Here is a 16,166-nt window from a genome sequence, read left to right on the forward strand (position 1 = left end):
GATCTGCATGACGGAAGACATTCCTGAACGTGAAGCTCGCGCCTTTGATCAGGTCGAGGGTGAAACGATTTTTATCACACAACGTGATGGTATGTTTTACGCCTATAAAAATATATGCCCGCATTTACAGGTCGAACTTGAGTTTCTGGAAAACCAGTTCCTCGATTACGATCATGAATATATTCAATGTTCGACACACGGCGCCTTGTTTAATGTCGAAACAGGTGAATGTATTTCGGGTCCGTGCCTTGGAGAGGCTTTAACCAAAGTCGAAATTAAGGTGCATTCCGATGGCGGCATTTATTTAGCAGAATAAGAAGGAGCTTCGGTCATGGTGGAGTTTTTACTCAACTATTACTTTTTGCCATTTAACTTAAGTGTCATGGCATTGGTAATCCTCAGCATGGCCGAAACCATCGGAATATATATTGGCATTCGACCAAGTATTTTTCTTAAACGATTTTTACCGCGTTGGTTAAGCCACTCCCCCCTATTTAATGTTAAATTTTCTAAAGTACTGATTTTGGTTTTCTTTCTCATCAACTTCAGTTTTGCAGGCTATTTTTTACAGTTATCTGTGTTTGCTAAACAACACTTTTTTATCTCTCCGTTTTACCTGATTTTGCCTGCATTGATCATTGCCATTTTCTTTACCGTCTTTATGATTCATTGCCTAGATCAAGTGATCAAACCGCAAGTGGATCATCAGTTTGGTACTTTGCTTGGGCGCTTAGCTACCCTTTCAAGTGGTAATGCCCGACCTGGTTTTTCTGCGCAAGCCCGTGTTCGAGATGAGTTTGGGCAAGTCCATTATGTACAGGTGGAACCTGAATTTGGTGAACTTGAAGTGCAGTCTCAAGTTATTTTAATTCGTTTTCGTCAGACACATTACATTGCTAAGCGAATCGCCAGTTCAAATCAACTGTTTAATTCAGATTAAAAGTCTACTCAATAACTTCGGTTTTACAGGCAAAAAAAAGGAATACATCTGTATTCCTTTTTTACTTCTAATTAGCGCTGAGGCAATGGAATGTACTGCGAGTTCTGGTTTTGAACCTTACGCTCACCCACTTTCACTTGTAGATTTTGACGTTGACCATTGCGTTCAACCTCGAGCGTGATGCTACTGCCGGGTTGTTGCAGTGCAACATAGTTAATCAGATGCGATACCGAATTAATCTGTTCGTCATTCGCCTTAATGATCTTATCATTGACCTTCACACCCGCTTGTGCCGCCGGGCCGTTTTGAAGAACATCGGCCACAACCACACCCGGTTGTTTTGGCGCGAGTACATCATCTTGTGTAGGCGCAACCAAGCTAATGCCGAGCCAGCCGCGTACAACACGTCCATCTTTTAAAATTGAATTCAGCACCTGCTGACACACACGTGCAGGAATAGCAAAACCAATACCGAGTGAGCCACCTGTTTGCGAGAAAATAGCAGTATTAATTCCCACCAGATTTCCTGCTACATCAATCAAGGCACCACCTGAGTTACCCGGATTGATTGCTGCATCGGTTTGAATAAAATCTTCATAGGTATTGATGCCTAAATCTGAACGACCGGTTGCAGAGATAATCCCCTGAGTGACGGTTTGCCCTACACCAAAGGGATTTCCAATTGCAAGTACTACGTCACCCACTTCATTTCCGCTGAGTTTAAAGGGTAAAACTGGTAGTTTATCCAGATCAATTTTGATGACTGCCAAATCGGTATCTGGATCTGTACCCACAACTTTTGCTTCGGCACGTCGTCCGTCATAGAGTGCGACCACAATCTGGTCAGCTTGAGCAATCACGTGATTATTGGTCAGAATATACCCATCTGCACGAACAATCACACCTGAGCCCAGACTGTTTTCATTTTTCTGCTCTGTTTGATTCGGTAATTGATTACCAAAAAACTCCCGAAAAACAGGATCGTTAAGTAAAGGATGGTTAAGTTGTTTGACTTTTTGCGTGGTAAAGATATTAACCACCGCAGGAGCTGCCACTTTAACGGCAGCATTATATGACACCACCCCACCCGATCTTGATGTATCGACTAAAGACTCAACTTTTTCTGCTGGCATTTGAACGCCGTCTGCCGCAATTGGCGGCTTCGGTTGCTGGAATTTTTGCCAAGCGAGAAAGCTTAAAGTGACAATGACGAGTAATACCCAGGGCAACCATTTGAACGTCTGACGCACGAATATATCCTCAAAAAGTTTTTAATGTATTGAAGCAACTATATTTTTGGCTATTTTAAAGCATAACTTACTCACGAGCTCAGAACACATCAAAAGATTTGTCTAGCTTTAGTTACATTCAAATGCATGCTGTAATAAGATCTTTAATCATATAGATGTAAAAAAGGTTGATTCATGACCCAGTTAAATGAAATCGTCAGCTGGTGCGATCAAACATTAAGTTCCGCTCAATTCAAAGACTACGCACCCAATGGTTTGCAAATTGAAGGTACATCCGAAGTAAAGCATGTGCTGTGCGCAGTTACTGCCTCAGAAGCGGCAATTGACGCTGCAATTGCCATGCAGGCCGATGTATTGCTGGTTCATCATGGTTATTTCTGGAAAGGCGAACCCTACCCGATTACTGGTATGCGCGGCCATCGCATTAAAAAGCTCATTCAAAACAATATTTCCCTACTTGCTTATCACTTGCCACTCGATGCACACCCAACACTGGGCAATAACGCTGCAATTGCAGACCTACTCGAACTTGAACGTATTGAAGCGCTCGATCCAAACGAAAAATTTCCAATAGGCAATATCGGTTATTTAACGCAGGCTGTCTCACCTGAAACATTTAAAGCCAAACTGCAAGATACGTTTGATTTTAATATTATTCACTTACCAGCACAGGTTAAATCGATACAAAAAATTGGATTTTGTACTGGAGGTGCGCAGGACTTTATTGCCAAAGCAGCAGCACAAGGCTGTGATGCTTATATTTCAGGCGAAGTGAGCGAACGAACATTTTATGAAGCACAAGAATTAAACGTACATTATTTTGCCTGCGGGCACCACGCAACAGAACGCTACGGTGTTCAGCATCTAGGCAAAGCACTAAGCGAGCATTTTTCGCTCAAATACACCTATTTTGAGTTGAATAATCCGATTTAGGACGTATAAACGAGATGTAGGCCTTATACGTATTAATTCGAGCTTTATTGTGTATTGTTATTTTAATTGATGACCTTTTGCACATAGAATGATTTACACTAGAGCCACCTAAATGAAGGGGCTGTAAGCTTTTTTTAGCATTTGTGTGCTATAAAATCGAGATACGATAACAGTCTCAAATACCCAGCGAACGCAAGGAAATTAGACATGACAACCATTACTTTACCTGCTTTACCTTATGCTTATGATGCACTCGAACCACATATTTCTAAAGAAACTTTAGAATACCATCACGATAAGCACCACCAGACTTATGTGACTAACCTGAACAACCTGATCAAAGGCACAGATCTTGAAGGTCAGGAACTTGAAGACATTATTAAAGCAAGTGCAGGCGATTCATCTAAAGCAGGTATTTTCAACAATGCTGCACAAGTATGGAACCACACTTTTTACTGGAACTCGATTGCTCCAAACGGCGGTGGTAAACCAACAGGCGCACTTGCTGCAAAAATTGATGAAGCATTTGGTTCATACGAAAAATTTGCGGAAGAATTCACCACTGCTGCAACCACTCAATTTGGTTCAGGTTGGGCGTGGTTAGTGGCTGACGAAATCAATGGTAAACTTTCAATTACTAAAACTTCAAATGCAGACACTCCGCTTGCACACGGTCAAATTGCTGTATTGACCATTGACGTATGGGAACATGCTTACTACATCGACTACCGTAACGCGCGTCCTAAGTACATCTCGACTTTCCTTGAAAGCCTAGTGAACTGGGATTATGCAAACGCGAAACTTGCTGGCCAACCTGCTGGCGTTGAAAAATAAGTTCTCTATTTTTCAAAAAAAGCTGCTCTCATTAGAGCAGCTTTTTTATTTTTTAAGCAAAAATGTGTAATTAAGCAACACAAGTTCATGTTTTGATTATAATTAAATCAAATAGATAGATATTTTTAAACATTTGCTTGACCAAGTAAAAGCTTCTGCATAAAATGCGCATCAGATTCTCCAATAGCTCAGTCGGTAGAGCGACGGACTGTTAATCCGCAGGTCCCTGGTTCGAGCCCAGGTTGGAGAGCCAAAACTAATCTCCCATAGCTCAGTCGGTAGAGCGACGGACTGTTAATCCGCAGGTCCCTGGTTCGAGCCCAGGTGGGAGAGCCAGATTCAAAAACCCTCAAGTACTTCATGCTTGAGGGTTTTTTAATGGCTGTAGTTTTTGCAAAAAAAACAGCACCCTCAGGCACTGTTTTTAAGTTTTTATTTTACACCACGTATCGATCTGGTCGATGATTCAGTGTAAGAATCATATTTAAAATAATGGCACCTAAAATAGAGATCGCTAAAAGTGTCACACTCACAAAGACGCTTGAGGCCAGCAAAATCGTGACATCTAAAGCCATTTGCACTTTGCCTGCTCGAATTCCGTAACGCTCTTGGATAAACAACACCAGTAAATTAAAGCCACCCAAACTAGAGCGATGTCGAAACAAAATTAAAAACCCCAAGCCCATAAATACATTGGCTAATACGGTGGCATATAGTGGTGAGAGCTTATCGAGATGAAGAAAGAGTGGATGCACCTCAGTGAGTACAGAAAGCAACCCCACTGCCAAAAATGTCTTTATGACCATCGACATACCTAGGCGCTTATAGGCCAGATAATAAAATGGCAAGTTGATGGTAAAAAACACCACACCAAATTTAATGCCCGTAATGTAATGGATGAGCAATGACAACCCTGCTGTTCCACCCGTTAAGGTACCAGACTGCTGCATGAGCATCATGCCAAACGAGATAATAAACGTGGCAATGATCATGGCAAGCATATCTTCAACTGAAGAATGCGAAGGTTTAGATATTTGCATGGTCAGATCAGCTGTATTAGTCATGTGTTACGCCTATCATCATTTGATGATTTTCTTTAACGCGCTCCAATACAATTGAGGTATTAAAATTACCTATATTGATGTTCAGCGACATCAATTGATTAATCAGCTGGCTCATTTGCTCTAAATCCTCAACAGTTACTTTCAATACGTAGTCATAACTCCCTGTCAATTTATAGACTTCACGAATCATCGGTTCGTCTTTTACAAATCCTAGGAACTTTTCCAGTGTTTCTAGGCTGTAATGTTGAAATTTAATTTCAATCATTCCCATAATCGGTTGTTTTTCTGCATGTGGGTGCAACTGTGCGTAATATCCCATAATCATGCCTTTTTGCTCGAGCGCAATACGTCGTCTTGAGCACTGTGATGTCGATAAACCCACAATCTCAGCCAATTCCTGATTACTCAGGCGGCCATTACTTTGCAAATGCTGTAGAATCTTGTAATCATAATCATCAAGACTGTGGCTCATTCAGACAACCCCAAATAAAATTTAGATAGATCCAACTACTTACTCAGTATACTTACAGCTGGCTTTGCCGACTGAAACTTCACGCGATAAAGAATAAATAGCAATATCAGCCAGACAGGCACTAAAAAGACAGCCATGCGCATTTCAGGCGTAAAGCTCATAATGAAAAGAATAAAACACATAAATGCAATGGTGACATAGTTGGTAAATGGCGCACCAATACTCTTAAACAAGGTCACACGCTGCATCTGTTGCATGTGCTGACGAAACTTAAGATGTGTCACCGAAATCATGAACCAATTAATCACAAGCGCAGAGACCACCAACATCATCAAAATATTGAAGGCACTTTCCGGCATCAGATAGTTAAGCAGTACGCATAATGCGGTTACTGCTGCTGAGGCAAATAATGCATTGACCGGAATACCGCGCTGATTGACACGCTTTAGCATTTTTGGTGCATTGCTCTGCTCCGCCAAGCCCAACAACATACGGCTGTTACTGTAAACGCAGCTATTATAGACAGAAACAGCCGCAATCAACACCACCAGATTCAAGACGTTCGCGACACCAGAATTATTGAGTGACTGAAAAATCATGACGAATGGACTTCCACCCTGAGCAACCTGATTCCAAGGGAACAAGCTGAGCAAAATACCAATGGCCCCTACATAAAAAATCAAAATACGGTACACAATTTGATTGGTGGCTTTAGGAATCGTTTTAGAAGGATTTTTGGTTTCAGCAGCAGCAATTCCCACCAGCTCAAGCCCACCAAATGCAAACATGATAAATGCCATCGCCATAATCAAGCCCGACCATCCATTTGGCATAAAACCACCGTGTTGCCAAAGATTTTGCACACCTGCCTGTGGCCCCGCACCACCGCTAAACAACAAATAGGCACCAAAGCCGATCATACTGATAATTGCAATAATTTTGACAAACGAAAACCAGAACTCAAGTTCACCGAAAAATTTTACATTGATAAAATTAATTCCGTTAATCAGAATAAAAAATACCAATGCAGTCAGCCATGTCGGAATTTGTGGCCACCAAAACTGAACAAAAATTCCAATGGCACTCAACTCCGCCATACTGACTAAAACATACAGTACCCAGTAATTCCAGCCCGACATAAAGCCAGCCATTGGTCCCCAGTATTTATTAGCAAAATGACTAAAAGAGCCACTTACTGGCTCTTCAACTACCATCTCACCCAACTGACGCATAATTAAAAATGCAATCAAACCTGCGATGGCATATCCCAGCAACACAGATGGACCAGCCAGTTGAATGGTATGAGAAATCCCCAAAAATAAACCTGTACCTATAGCACCACCCAAAGCAATCAATTGCACATGCCGGTTAGACAAACCTTTTTTTAACTCATGACTTGTAGAATCTGACAACGTAAAACACCCCATCCATATTTACGCAATAATGATGCAAATGATGTGCCATTTTAGGATAAATGATCATTTTTATTGTATTTGTGAAATTTAATCCTATTTTACTAATAAAGTTCACACCAAGCTGTGCATCAGAATGTGACATTACGCCTTAATATGATGCACAAGCCAAATCAGCATATTGAGTGTTTATGAACTTAAATTTTACCGACCTTTATGGCCAAATCTTATAAAATTGCTGATTTAAACAACACTCATGCAATTTTTTGAATTATTTCATCATTATGGCTTGACCACATTGGCTTCGCCCCATACAATGCGTTCCAGATTCTCCCATAGCTCAGTCGGTAGAGCGACGGACTGTTAATCCGCAGGTCCCTGGTTCGAGCCCAGGTGGGAGAGCCAAGATTCTGAAAACCCACTCTTTTGAGTGGGTTTTCTTTTTAAGCGAAGTAAAAGTGTGTTTGATTTTTTTCAGGTTTTCTTTGTTACTGTAGGTATTCTTTCAAGCCTTACACTCTTGTTTATTTGCATTAGGCCTTATCTAAAATTACAAAAACAATATCACCCGCGCCCTGTCATTACACCTTTTGAAGCCAAGATGTTTAAGCAGCTCAAAGCCGCTTTTCCAGATTTAAATGTATTGGCTCAAGTTGCATTTAGTGCCCTCATTACCAGCGATCAGTACAAAATTCGAGGGCGCTTTAATCGAAAGGTGACAGATTTTGTTATTTTGAATCAGAAATTAGACGTTGTAGTTATTATTGAACTCGATGATCCGAGCCACCTTAGCAAACAACAAGAAGATAAATTTCGAGATCAAATGCTCCAAGAAGCCGGCTATCGCGTGCTGCGTTACACTCAAATTCCGTCGGTGCGCCAGCTTCATAAAGACATTCAGCTTTGAATGCGAGCTAGAATCAGAATAGTTTATTCTGCTTTGTTTTGGGCATGTCGCTTCGCAATTTCTTCTTTTTGCTGTTGATACTTGCGATGATTCTCAGCATCACTTTTTGCCGCCAAGAATGCCAAACCCAGAACACCAATTGGAATCAAAAGCCCCAGCGCCATCAACAACCAAGGTACTTTCTTTTTTGGGGGAGATGACTGATTCATCTAGATATTTACCTCTACAACATTTAGATCATATTCACCGAAGCACAATAACTTAAAAACGGATGGCATGCCATGCCAAAATCATGACCAAGCATCACTATAAATAAAAAAGCCTACAGATCATGTAGGCTTTTTAACACGGCTGAAAGATTAGCTGAACTGACCGCTCGACTGAGTCGATGTAACCACATCAGCTCGCTGAGGTTGTGCTTCAACCAGATCTTCTTCATCATGAGCTTCAGACTTTGCTACCACCGCAGTTGCAATACTATTACCTATCACGTTCGTTGCAGAGCGACCCATATCCAAGAACTGATCAATTGCAAGGATGAGCAAGATACCAGCTTCAGGCAGCTTAAACATAGACAGCGTTGCTGCAATCACCACGATAGAAGCACGTGATACACCCGCAATTCCTTTACTCGTAATCATCAAGGTTAACAAGATCAGCACTTGCTGTGTAAAGCTCAAATCGATGTTGTAGGCCTGAGCAATAAACAATACTGCAAATGACATATACATCATCGAGCCATCAAGGTTAAAAGAATAACCGAGTGGTAATACGAAGCTTGAAATACGCTTTGGTACACCAAACTTATTTAAACCTGCAATAATTTTTGGGTATGCAGATTCACTGCTTGATGTTGCAAATGCAAGTGCAGCTGGTTCTTTCATAAATCCAAGCAGGCGAAATACATCTTTTTTCAAGAAAATATAACCTACCGCAATTAAAGCCGCCCAAAGAAGCGCTAAACCTGTATAGAACTGCCCAATAAAGATACTGTAGTCAATCAGTAGCTTTGGACCTTTCACTGCAATCGCAGCAGCAATTGCAGCAAATACTGCAACAGGTGCAAATGCCATCACGTAGTCCGTGATTTTAAACATGATACGTGCGAGTTCATCGATCAGGCGAGCAATTACTGTACCCTCTTCACTTTGATGATTGACATAAGCCAAGGCTGCACCAAAGAAAATTGAAAATACCAAGATTTGCAAAATTTCATTGTTCGCCATCGCCTCTGCAAAACTACGAGGGAAAATATGTGTAATAAAATTTTGTAAGCTTAAATTTGAAGCTGAAACACCAATATCCACATGCTCAACAGGAATTGCCAAGTTCATGCCTGCACCTGGTTGGAAAAAGTTTGCCAATCCCATACCCAGTAATAATGATACCAATGATGCACCAATAAACCAGCTCATTGCTTTTAATGTAACCGATCCCAATGAAGACGATTTGCCCATTGAGATTAAACCAGAAACAATGGTTGCAAATACCAGCGGACCAATAATCATCTTAATTAAACGCAAAAAGACATCGGTCAAAATTTTAAAGTAGGAGGCGATTTTTTCTGTGAGCGCTGCATCAAATGCACTGTGACAAGCCCATCCAACAAGAACACCTAGGATCATTGCAATCAAAATATATTTGAGCAATTTTTTCTGATTCATATCTATTTCCTTTTCACAAGCAGTTCGCTTCGATTATTAAGTTAGACAAACCTAATCCGATGCGATCTTCCATGTTGATCAAACTCGCAAGCAACGATGCAGCTGATTACGAAATATTCGATTCCACCATATTTTGGGCAAGTTTTACTGGTTTTGTTTTAAAAGAAAAATGCAAAAAACAGATTATTTATGCAAAAAATGCATACATGCATTATTTAATAAATATTTAAAATAAGAATGATCTCAGTTTTTATTCGGTCGATTTGTGTTTTATAGATAAAACTTTAACCATGAAATAAATCTTGAATGGTGCATTTTCAACATTTGCAGTGCTTAGAGCAGAAAAAACAACTTAAAAAGTAACATATTGAAATTTAAATAAATTTGAATATTCACGTAATTTCTTATATGAATTATTGGTTTTAGCTATAAGTGATGAGATGATAAATTTTAAACACTTAAAAAACAAAAAACCCATCATATATATGATGGGTTTTTTATTGACCTTTTCAAGGTCTTCACAGTCTGCTTATGCATACTGCTTTATATGGTGGGGGCGAAGAGACTCGAACTCTTACACCTTGCGGCGCTGGAACCTAAATCCAGTGCGTCTACCAATTTCGCCACGCCCCCAAAACCTGGGTATTTACAACAATATCTGGCAGAGGATCAAGGACTCGAACCTTGACGAACGGTTTTGGAGACCGTCATGCTACCATTACACCAATCCTCTTTAACATCTTACCTGTTTTCAGGTCACTTAAAACTACTTCAGTTTTAAGTTGGTGGGGGCGAAGAGACTCGAACTCTTACACCTTGCGGCGCTGGAACCTAAATCCAGTGCGTCTACCAATTTCGCCACGCCCCCGATGGCTGTGTATATTATCGATAAGGTTTCATGATGACAAGTCTTTTTTTCAAAAAAACAACCGGTTGATTAAATAAAAATCAAATCAAAGGCTTATGTTTATTATATCGTCAATTTTAGCTGATCAAATGTACATTTTGCTTCACTTACCGATGTAAATCGCTGTGAAAACTGTTTTTTTAAAAGTCCATCAAGTAAAGGATAAAGCCCTGAATATTCATGTACTAGCTGTAAATCGAATGTTTGACAATGCAAATATGCCCACTCTCGATAACTTTTTGCAGTTAATCGGGTGTGATTCAACCATTCATAAAGCATCACTCCCAGTGCATATAAATCACTACCGATACTCTTTTGTGCCCCATGAAACAACTCAGGTGCCATATAGCGCGGGGTTGCCGTTATACCTGGTGGTGGATGCATGGAGGCAGAATCACTTTGCTCAAAATCGATCAAGCAAACGCGATTATTGAATATTACACAGTGATCTGGCTTTAGATCGCCATGAATGCAGCCAGATTGTTCATAGTCATGCAAGCAATCGAGCAACTGCTCAATCCGCTTTACCACGATGTTAAATGAAAGTTCATGCACGCTTACAGCAAACATTGAACTTGCATGCGGTAAAATCAGAATATCTCCAGTGGTTCGCTCTTGACCAAGCATGCCTAATGTCTCAATTCGCGCTGGCAGAATATGGCTTATATGGTTAATGGCCCATTGATAAAATCCAATTTCATTGTGAAAGCCTGCTTCTGTCTCAGCATGAGACTCTGCAATTTGTGCTTTGAGCCAGTATTGCTGCCCTTCTGCACGAAATTGATATAAACGGCGCCCTAACGCAAAACGATGACTATGCGTGTGTAATATCAGCTCATGATCGTTAAACATCGGTTATGCGCTGAGTGGCTTACGCTGAGTCGTACTTCCCTTTTGATATTCAAGCACTTCAATACAGTGCTGAATGGTTTTACCAATTCGGGCATAAGTCTCAATAGCAGAAAGTTTTGGCCATGTTGCACGCTCTCCTTGCTGCTGAAGTAGCTTGAACAGATGTGGGCGTGGGTTTTGCAGCATATATTTGTACTGGCGCAGATTGAACGGTGCAATAATATTCACATCACCATAATATCGCTGCCCCATGATTCCATAGCCATGATCAAGCAAGCGGCGTACCGGTGCTACTGTGCCTAAGCGCTCGCGAGTAAAATCCATAATCCCCAGCGATATGACTTTTCCTTGGCGACGAAGAATTCGCTGAGGCCAGCTTAAAATATCCTTTCGATAGCGAGAAATGTCGCTTTGCATAAACGGCACCACATGCGGATTAACCTGACTGGCAATGGTGTAATTCAAATTATAAAGACGCGACATTTTTTCTTGCGGGAAATCACTTCTTACGCTGCCATCCACCCATCTAGTATTGGCCATGTAGGGCGTATGCTCACCATCACGGTTTTTACTGGTCAGGCGAACTGCTGGAAAGAGCACCGGAACAGCACATGAGGCCAGCACAGCACTCCAGACCAGCAGATTTGGTGCCGTGTAAGCATTCATAATGCGGGCATTTTGAGAACCATCATACGGCGCAACCGCTACATTAATATGCAAGCCTGATTTTTCTAAAGCCTCAGAAAAGGTCAGGTCTCCCAAGTTTTCAATCAGAAAAGTTTTAAGGTATTTGACATCTGCAAGCCCACCATTACCTCTAAGCAAATCTTTTGTATCCCGAAAGCGAAAAGCCTCACTAAAAAAAGTCTCGCCGGCCAAAATGCGCTGAAACTCCGATGGGCTCGATGTTCCAAGCATACCGGCCATAATGGCACCTGCGCTCGAACCCGATAGCACTTTCGGCATTAAGTCTTGTTCCATCAGTGCTTTACACACACCACTATGAAATAAGCCCAATGTGGCACCACCTGAGAACATCAGTGCTGGCTGTCCATAGGTTTTTTGACAATTTTTAAAAAAACGGATTTTTTCTGCATGGGTAAGCGTCTGGCATTGACTGCCTGCGACAAACGCCAGTGACGCAGACACTTCTTCAATATAATCTTCAATAATTTGTTTGGTGCCTACGTAAGTCGAGGCAAACAGCATCGGGTGTCCAATATTGGCAATGTCGTGTGTTAATCCTTCTTGTAGCAAATAAACCGTATCTAACACATGTTGTTGCAATCTAAATTTACGTAGTAAATTCAACCGATACGAGATCAGTTCCGCATCGAAATAAGGCGAGCTGTTATCAAATTTCCACTCTTGCGATCCTGTTTCTTCGTCGAGTTGCAAGGCAATCGACTTCCACTCCGAATAGGTTTCAGCATTTTTTAATTGATATTTTAATTTCTTGATACGATATGCCTGATAGGGATTCATATCCGTTTTTTTCATAGCGAACATACCATGTCCTATAGGATGAGTGGTTTCAAAACTATGCTACAGCAATCGGATTTGATCAATTGCGAAAATGTTCTTGTGATCAATTGATTCACAATCAACCCTTTAAAAGCCACGCAAGTCGATATACTCTTTGAGCTATTCTGTTTGATACATATCGACCTCTACTATGGCAAGTTTCGATTTACCCGATCATCTGATTGAGACCTTATCTCGTGTTTTAAATCAGTTACAGCAGACTTTACCTGAGCTACCTCAAGCACCCGATTTTTCGGCGCCCGCATTTAAATGGCAAGATCGACAATTAAAGCCGATCTATACGCCCAAGACATTTCGACTCGATGACTTAAAAGGCATTGAAGCTCAAAAGAAAAAAATCGTACAAAATACCTTACAGTTTCTGCACGGCTTTCCAGCAAACGATATTTTGCTCACGGGCTCTCGAGGCACGGGAAAATCTTCAATTGTGCGCGCGCTTTTAACTGAATATATGGCTGAGGGTTTACGCCTGATTGAAATTGAGCGTGATGATTTAAGCGATCTTCCGCTTATTCAAAAAATCATTGCCGAGCGGCCAGAAAAATTTATTGTCTATTGCGACGATTTAGCATTTAACGCTGAAGATGAAAATTATCGCAGCCTGAAGAGTGTATTAGATGGCTCACTTCAGTCTGGTTCAAACAATTTTATTATCTATGCCACCAGTAACCGTCGTCATTTACTGCCTGAATTTATGCATGAAAATACACCGGTCACTAAAGTTGATGTTCCTCAGTACAAAGAACTACACCCTCAAGAAGCCATCGAAGAAAAAATTTCACTCTCAGATCGCTTTGGTTTATGGCTTTCTTTTTATCCGATGGATCAAAACTTGTACCTTGAAATTGTCGAGCACTACATTGCACAAGCAGGTCTTGCATTTGATGAATCAGTTCGTGCCGAAAGCTTACGCTGGAGTCAGTCACGCGGACAACGTTCAGGCCGAGCAGCGTATCAGTTTTCCAAGCACTGGATCGGATCGCAGCAACTTCACCAAAATTGTTAGACAATTCATCTGAATTTACGTCCTGTTATGACCCGAAACTGACATCAATAGCCCTGTAGCCTGTCTTGTTATCGCCTCTAAAATAGCCATAGACATGATAAGAAGATAGGCAATCCAATGAATATTTTCTCTGCGCCCAATAAGAATGCTAGAACAGCGTGGCTTGCTAAAGCCATATATCACCTCTACCCCATCTTTCAGTTTTCAGAAGCATCCAGTTCGCATTCAGATCTCAGATCGATTATTCAACCTTATCTCAATGATGAGCGTTACCATTACGCCCAATATCAGTTTTGTTTTCCCAATCTGATTCAGCCTGAAACATTTCTGAATGTACGTGCAAGCTTTGGAGAATCTGGGCTTTATGGTCTAGATACACATAACGCCTCTGCCACAGATCCAATTGCAGATGTTCAGCTAGCCTATAACTGTCATTTATTGGATAGCACAATCAACTCCAGCGATTCATTTCATAAGGCTGATGTAATCTCGAGCACAGATAAATTACTTTTGGGACAACAGCTATTGATTGAGGGCAACTCTCCCACCTTTAAAATTAAAGGTGAATCTTCATCGCTTCGCTATGAAATTGAGGTTTCGCTATGCAGCCCTGTATCTTGGTTAGCCAAATCTTGGCTCTACGATCATTTAAATTGTATGACACGTTATAGCGGTTATATACAGACCAATTCAAAACATGATGAGGTGCAAGGAACAGGCACTTTTGATTTTGTGCGAAGTGCACTTGCATCTACACCCAATAGTTATGCACGAGAGCTTATCGGCAGCTTACCCGTCTATTTTGTTACGCAGCATATGCTTAATTTAGATGCGCAGACACAAGTGATTTTTTATCGTATGGATTTAGCAGGCAAGCCGCTTTGCAATACGGTATTGATACGGCATAGCGGTGGTTTATGCGAGGTCTATGATGATGTTATTTTTTCTGTCATTCAGTATCAACCGTCTCCTATGCAATCCCCCAACGGACACGACACCTTAGTCGCTGAGCAATTCGAATGGACTGTTTATGACAATAATGGTGATGTGCGGCTTTCTGTCTACGCCCAACTTCACTCCCTGCCTTACACAGGCTATGGCCAAGGCTACATGGCAGGTTTTAAATTTAAAGCACAACAGCTCAATTCTGTAAGTCATGGTCATGGCATGATGGCGCATGTCGATATAATGGATCGACAAAATTTAGATCAGAAATCATTCAATGAGCAGTACGGCGGTGAATTCATGCCAAAAACCTAGGATACTCCTGCTATACAATAAAAAAGGCATCTTGATAAAGATGCCTTTTTACAACATGGTCAGGATCATTGATTGGTTTGCGCTGGATGAGACAACTCGGTCATGGGCCAACGCGGTGTTGTGGTCACGACAAGATTGTCATGCTGACCACATTTCAAACGCTGATAACCAGCAAACGCAATCATGGCGCCGTTGTCGGTACAGAGTGCAGGTTCTGCGTAATAGACCTGTGCTTTAATTTTAGCTAACGAGTGCTCTAAACGTTCCCGCAAACGCACATTGGCACTCACACCACCCGCAATTACCAAGCGTTTTAAGCCCGTTTGCTTAAGTGCCTTAACAGATTTTTTTACTAATGTATCAACAATCGCTTCTTGAAAAGACGCCGCAATATCGGCATCGCGTTGTTCTTCTCCTAATTTTTTCAATTGCACCGAAACCGCTGTTTTCAGACCGCTAAAAGAAAAATCTAGTCCTTGATGTAACATTGGACGCGGAAACTCAAATGCTTCGGGATTGCCTTGTAAAGCCAGTTTGGCAATATTTGGCCCGCCCGGGTAAGGCAATCCCATCATTTTCGCAACTTTATCAAAGGCCTCACCTGCTGCATCATCAATAGACTCACCCAGTAATTCATATTTTCCAATATCATAGGCCGCCATCAACTGGGTATGGCCGCCAGAGACCAACAGCGCAACAAAAGGAAATTCGGGCGGTGTTGCAGAAAGCAGCGGTGCAAGCATATGACCTTCCATATGGTGCACGCCAATTGCCGGCTTATTTAAAGCAAATGCCAAACTACGACCAAATAAGGCGCCGGTCATGAGTGCGCCCATCAGGCCCGGACCACGGGTGTAGGCCACTGCATCAATTTGTGATTTTTTAATTTGGCTGTCATTTAAAAGCTGATTCAGAAGTGGAATCATTTTTCTGACATGATCGCGTGATGCCAGCTCAGGCACCACACCACCATATTCTGCATGGAGTTTAATCTGACTGTAGAGGACCTGTCCGAGTAGCCCTCGTTCGCTATCATAAAGCGCCAGACCCGTTTCATCACACGATGTTTCAAGACCCAAAACAATCATTTAACCGCCTATTACATGCTACAAAAATTGTG

The 16,166-nt window shown here is 41.4% G+C and carries 16 protein-coding genes and 6 tRNA genes; 10 read left to right on the top strand and 12 right to left on the bottom strand.

Annotated features, from left to right (window positions below):
• Positions 1–7: 7 nt before the first annotated feature.
• Both Aso01_RS09980 and Aso01_RS09985 read left to right on the top strand, forming a co-directional pair.
• Positions 8–316, top strand: a complete 309-nt coding sequence (locus Aso01_RS09980) for a Rieske (2Fe-2S) protein (RefSeq protein ID WP_004936723.1) — start codon at positions 8–10, stop codon at positions 314–316.
• A gap of 15 nt (positions 317–331) precedes the next feature.
• Positions 332–940, top strand: coding sequence for an OB-fold-containig protein (locus Aso01_RS09985; RefSeq protein WP_004936720.1), 609 nt, complete (start codon positions 332–334; stop codon positions 938–940).
• A 71-nt stretch (positions 941–1,011) separates the two neighbouring features.
• On the opposite strand, the gene Aso01_RS09990 is transcribed toward Aso01_RS09985, so the two are convergent.
• A complete protein-coding gene (locus Aso01_RS09990) occupies positions 1,012–2,190 on the bottom strand; it encodes a trypsin-like peptidase domain-containing protein (protein ID WP_004936717.1) in 1,179 nt (392 codons plus the stop codon).
• 174 nt (positions 2,191–2,364) lie between these two features.
• Here Aso01_RS09990 and Aso01_RS09995 point away from each other — a divergent pair, with 174 nt between their 5' ends.
• The 4 genes from Aso01_RS09995 (at position 2,365) to Aso01_RS10010 (ending at position 4,293) form a co-directional block, all read left to right on the top strand.
• On the top strand, positions 2,365–3,123 hold the full coding sequence (locus tag Aso01_RS09995; RefSeq protein WP_004936714.1) for a Nif3-like dinuclear metal center hexameric protein: 759 nt from the start codon (positions 2,365–2,367) through the stop codon (positions 3,121–3,123).
• Positions 3,124–3,330: 207 nt separating this feature from the next.
• Positions 3,331–3,957, top strand: a complete 627-nt coding sequence (gene sodB / locus Aso01_RS10000) for a superoxide dismutase SodB (RefSeq protein WP_004936712.1) — start codon at positions 3,331–3,333, stop codon at positions 3,955–3,957.
• Between the two features lie 177 nt (positions 3,958–4,134).
• Positions 4,135–4,210, top strand: a tRNA-Asn gene (locus Aso01_RS10005).
• 7 nt (positions 4,211–4,217) lie between these two features.
• Positions 4,218–4,293 (top strand) — tRNA-Asn (locus Aso01_RS10010).
• Between the two features lie 101 nt (positions 4,294–4,394).
• Here the strand turns inward: Aso01_RS10010 and Aso01_RS10015 are convergent.
• The 3 genes from Aso01_RS10015 to Aso01_RS10025 are packed head-to-tail and all read right to left on the bottom strand — an operon-like array spanning position 4,395 to position 6,905.
• Positions 4,395–5,021, bottom strand: a complete 627-nt coding sequence (locus Aso01_RS10015) for a YitT family protein (RefSeq protein ID WP_004936709.1) — start codon at positions 5,019–5,021, stop codon at positions 4,395–4,397.
• Positions 5,014–5,493, bottom strand: coding sequence for an Lrp/AsnC family transcriptional regulator (locus tag Aso01_RS10020; RefSeq protein ID WP_004936704.1), 480 nt, complete (start codon positions 5,491–5,493; stop codon positions 5,014–5,016). Before Aso01_RS10020 ends, Aso01_RS10015 begins: the two co-directional genes overlap by 8 nt.
• Positions 5,494–5,528: 35 nt before the next feature.
• Complete coding sequence (locus Aso01_RS10025) at positions 5,529–6,905, bottom strand: amino acid permease (RefSeq protein WP_255210188.1); 1,377 nt, start codon at positions 6,903–6,905, stop codon at positions 5,529–5,531.
• A gap of 329 nt (positions 6,906–7,234) precedes the next feature.
• Between Aso01_RS10025 and Aso01_RS10030 the strand changes: the two genes are divergently transcribed.
• Both Aso01_RS10030 and Aso01_RS10035 read left to right on the top strand, forming a co-directional pair.
• Positions 7,235–7,310, top strand: a tRNA-Asn gene (locus tag Aso01_RS10030).
• A 55-nt stretch (positions 7,311–7,365) separates the two neighbouring features.
• Positions 7,366–7,812 carry a DUF2726 domain-containing protein gene (locus Aso01_RS10035; protein ID WP_004936700.1) on the top strand — a complete coding sequence of 149 codons (447 nt, stop codon included), beginning with the start codon at positions 7,366–7,368 and terminating at the stop codon, positions 7,810–7,812.
• A gap of 23 nt (positions 7,813–7,835) precedes the next feature.
• Here the strand turns inward: Aso01_RS10035 and Aso01_RS10040 are convergent, their stop codons facing one another.
• From Aso01_RS10040 to Aso01_RS10070, 7 genes are all read right to left on the bottom strand, one after another.
• Complete coding sequence (locus Aso01_RS10040; protein WP_004936698.1) at positions 7,836–8,021, bottom strand: hypothetical protein; 186 nt, start codon at positions 8,019–8,021, stop codon at positions 7,836–7,838.
• A gap of 150 nt (positions 8,022–8,171) precedes the next feature.
• Positions 8,172–9,476, bottom strand: coding sequence for a dicarboxylate/amino acid:cation symporter (locus Aso01_RS10045; protein ID WP_004936695.1), 1,305 nt, complete (start codon positions 9,474–9,476; stop codon positions 8,172–8,174).
• A 548-nt stretch (positions 9,477–10,024) separates the two neighbouring features.
• Positions 10,025–10,109 (bottom strand) — tRNA-Leu (locus tag Aso01_RS10050).
• Between the two features lie 26 nt (positions 10,110–10,135).
• A tRNA-Trp gene (locus Aso01_RS10055) sits at positions 10,136–10,209 on the bottom strand.
• 50 nt (positions 10,210–10,259) lie between these two features.
• A tRNA-Leu gene (locus Aso01_RS10060) sits at positions 10,260–10,344 on the bottom strand.
• A gap of 102 nt (positions 10,345–10,446) precedes the next feature.
• On the bottom strand, positions 10,447–11,235 hold the full coding sequence (locus tag Aso01_RS10065; protein ID WP_004936692.1) for a protein kinase domain-containing protein: 789 nt from the start codon (positions 11,233–11,235) through the stop codon (positions 10,447–10,449).
• A gap of 3 nt (positions 11,236–11,238) precedes the next feature.
• Positions 11,239–12,744: a DUF3336 domain-containing protein gene (locus Aso01_RS10070; RefSeq protein ID WP_004936689.1), complete on the bottom strand. Its 1,506-nt coding sequence runs from the start codon at positions 12,742–12,744 to the stop codon at positions 11,239–11,241.
• Positions 12,745–12,910: 166 nt separating this feature from the next.
• Here Aso01_RS10070 and Aso01_RS10075 point away from each other — a divergent pair, with 166 nt between their 5' ends.
• Positions 12,911–13,786 (top strand): ATP-binding protein, encoded by an 876-nt coding sequence (locus tag Aso01_RS10075; RefSeq protein WP_004936685.1) that lies wholly within the window; start codon positions 12,911–12,913, stop codon positions 13,784–13,786.
• Between the two features lie 117 nt (positions 13,787–13,903).
• On the top strand, positions 13,904–15,046 hold the full coding sequence (locus Aso01_RS10080) for a DUF6670 family protein (RefSeq protein ID WP_004936681.1): 1,143 nt from the start codon (positions 13,904–13,906) through the stop codon (positions 15,044–15,046).
• A 65-nt stretch (positions 15,047–15,111) separates the two neighbouring features.
• Here Aso01_RS10080 and tsaD read toward each other — a convergent pair whose 3' ends face one another.
• Complete coding sequence (tsaD, locus tag Aso01_RS10085; RefSeq protein ID WP_004936679.1) at positions 15,112–16,134, bottom strand: tRNA (adenosine(37)-N6)-threonylcarbamoyltransferase complex transferase subunit TsaD; 1,023 nt, start codon at positions 16,132–16,134, stop codon at positions 15,112–15,114.
• Positions 16,135–16,166 lie beyond the last annotated feature (32 nt).

It is taken from the genome of Acinetobacter soli (assembly GCF_000760595.1).
In the GTDB taxonomy this organism is placed as follows: domain Bacteria; phylum Pseudomonadota; class Gammaproteobacteria; order Pseudomonadales; family Moraxellaceae; genus Acinetobacter; species Acinetobacter soli.

Coding starts and splice junctions, on each gene's coding strand:
- Aso01_RS10075 (WP_004936685.1), top strand. CDS start 12,911: ATGGCAAGTTTCGATTTACCCGATCATCTGATTGAGACCTTATCTCGT.
- Aso01_RS10070 (WP_004936689.1), bottom strand. CDS start 12,744: ATGTTCGCTATGAAAAAAACGGATATGAATCCCTATCAGGCATATCGT.
- Aso01_RS09995 (WP_004936714.1), top strand. CDS start 2,365: ATGACCCAGTTAAATGAAATCGTCAGCTGGTGCGATCAAACATTAAGT.
- Aso01_RS10040 (WP_004936698.1), bottom strand. CDS start 8,021: ATGAATCAGTCATCTCCCCCAAAAAAGAAAGTACCTTGGTTGTTGATG.
- tsaD (WP_004936679.1), bottom strand. CDS start 16,134: ATGATTGTTTTGGGTCTTGAAACATCGTGTGATGAAACGGGTCTGGCG.
- Aso01_RS09985 (WP_004936720.1), top strand. CDS start 332: ATGGTGGAGTTTTTACTCAACTATTACTTTTTGCCATTTAACTTAAGT.
- sodB (WP_004936712.1), top strand. CDS start 3,331: ATGACAACCATTACTTTACCTGCTTTACCTTATGCTTATGATGCACTC.
- Aso01_RS10020 (WP_004936704.1), bottom strand. CDS start 5,493: ATGAGCCACAGTCTTGATGATTATGATTACAAGATTCTACAGCATTTG.
- Aso01_RS10080 (WP_004936681.1), top strand. CDS start 13,904: ATGAATATTTTCTCTGCGCCCAATAAGAATGCTAGAACAGCGTGGCTT.
- Aso01_RS10065 (WP_004936692.1), bottom strand. CDS start 11,235: ATGTTTAACGATCATGAGCTGATATTACACACGCATAGTCATCGTTTT.
- Aso01_RS10015 (WP_004936709.1), bottom strand. CDS start 5,021: ATGACTAATACAGCTGATCTGACCATGCAAATATCTAAACCTTCGCAT.
- Aso01_RS09980 (WP_004936723.1), top strand. CDS start 8: ATGACGGAAGACATTCCTGAACGTGAAGCTCGCGCCTTTGATCAGGTC.
- Aso01_RS10045 (WP_004936695.1), bottom strand. CDS start 9,476: ATGAATCAGAAAAAATTGCTCAAATATATTTTGATTGCAATGATCCTA.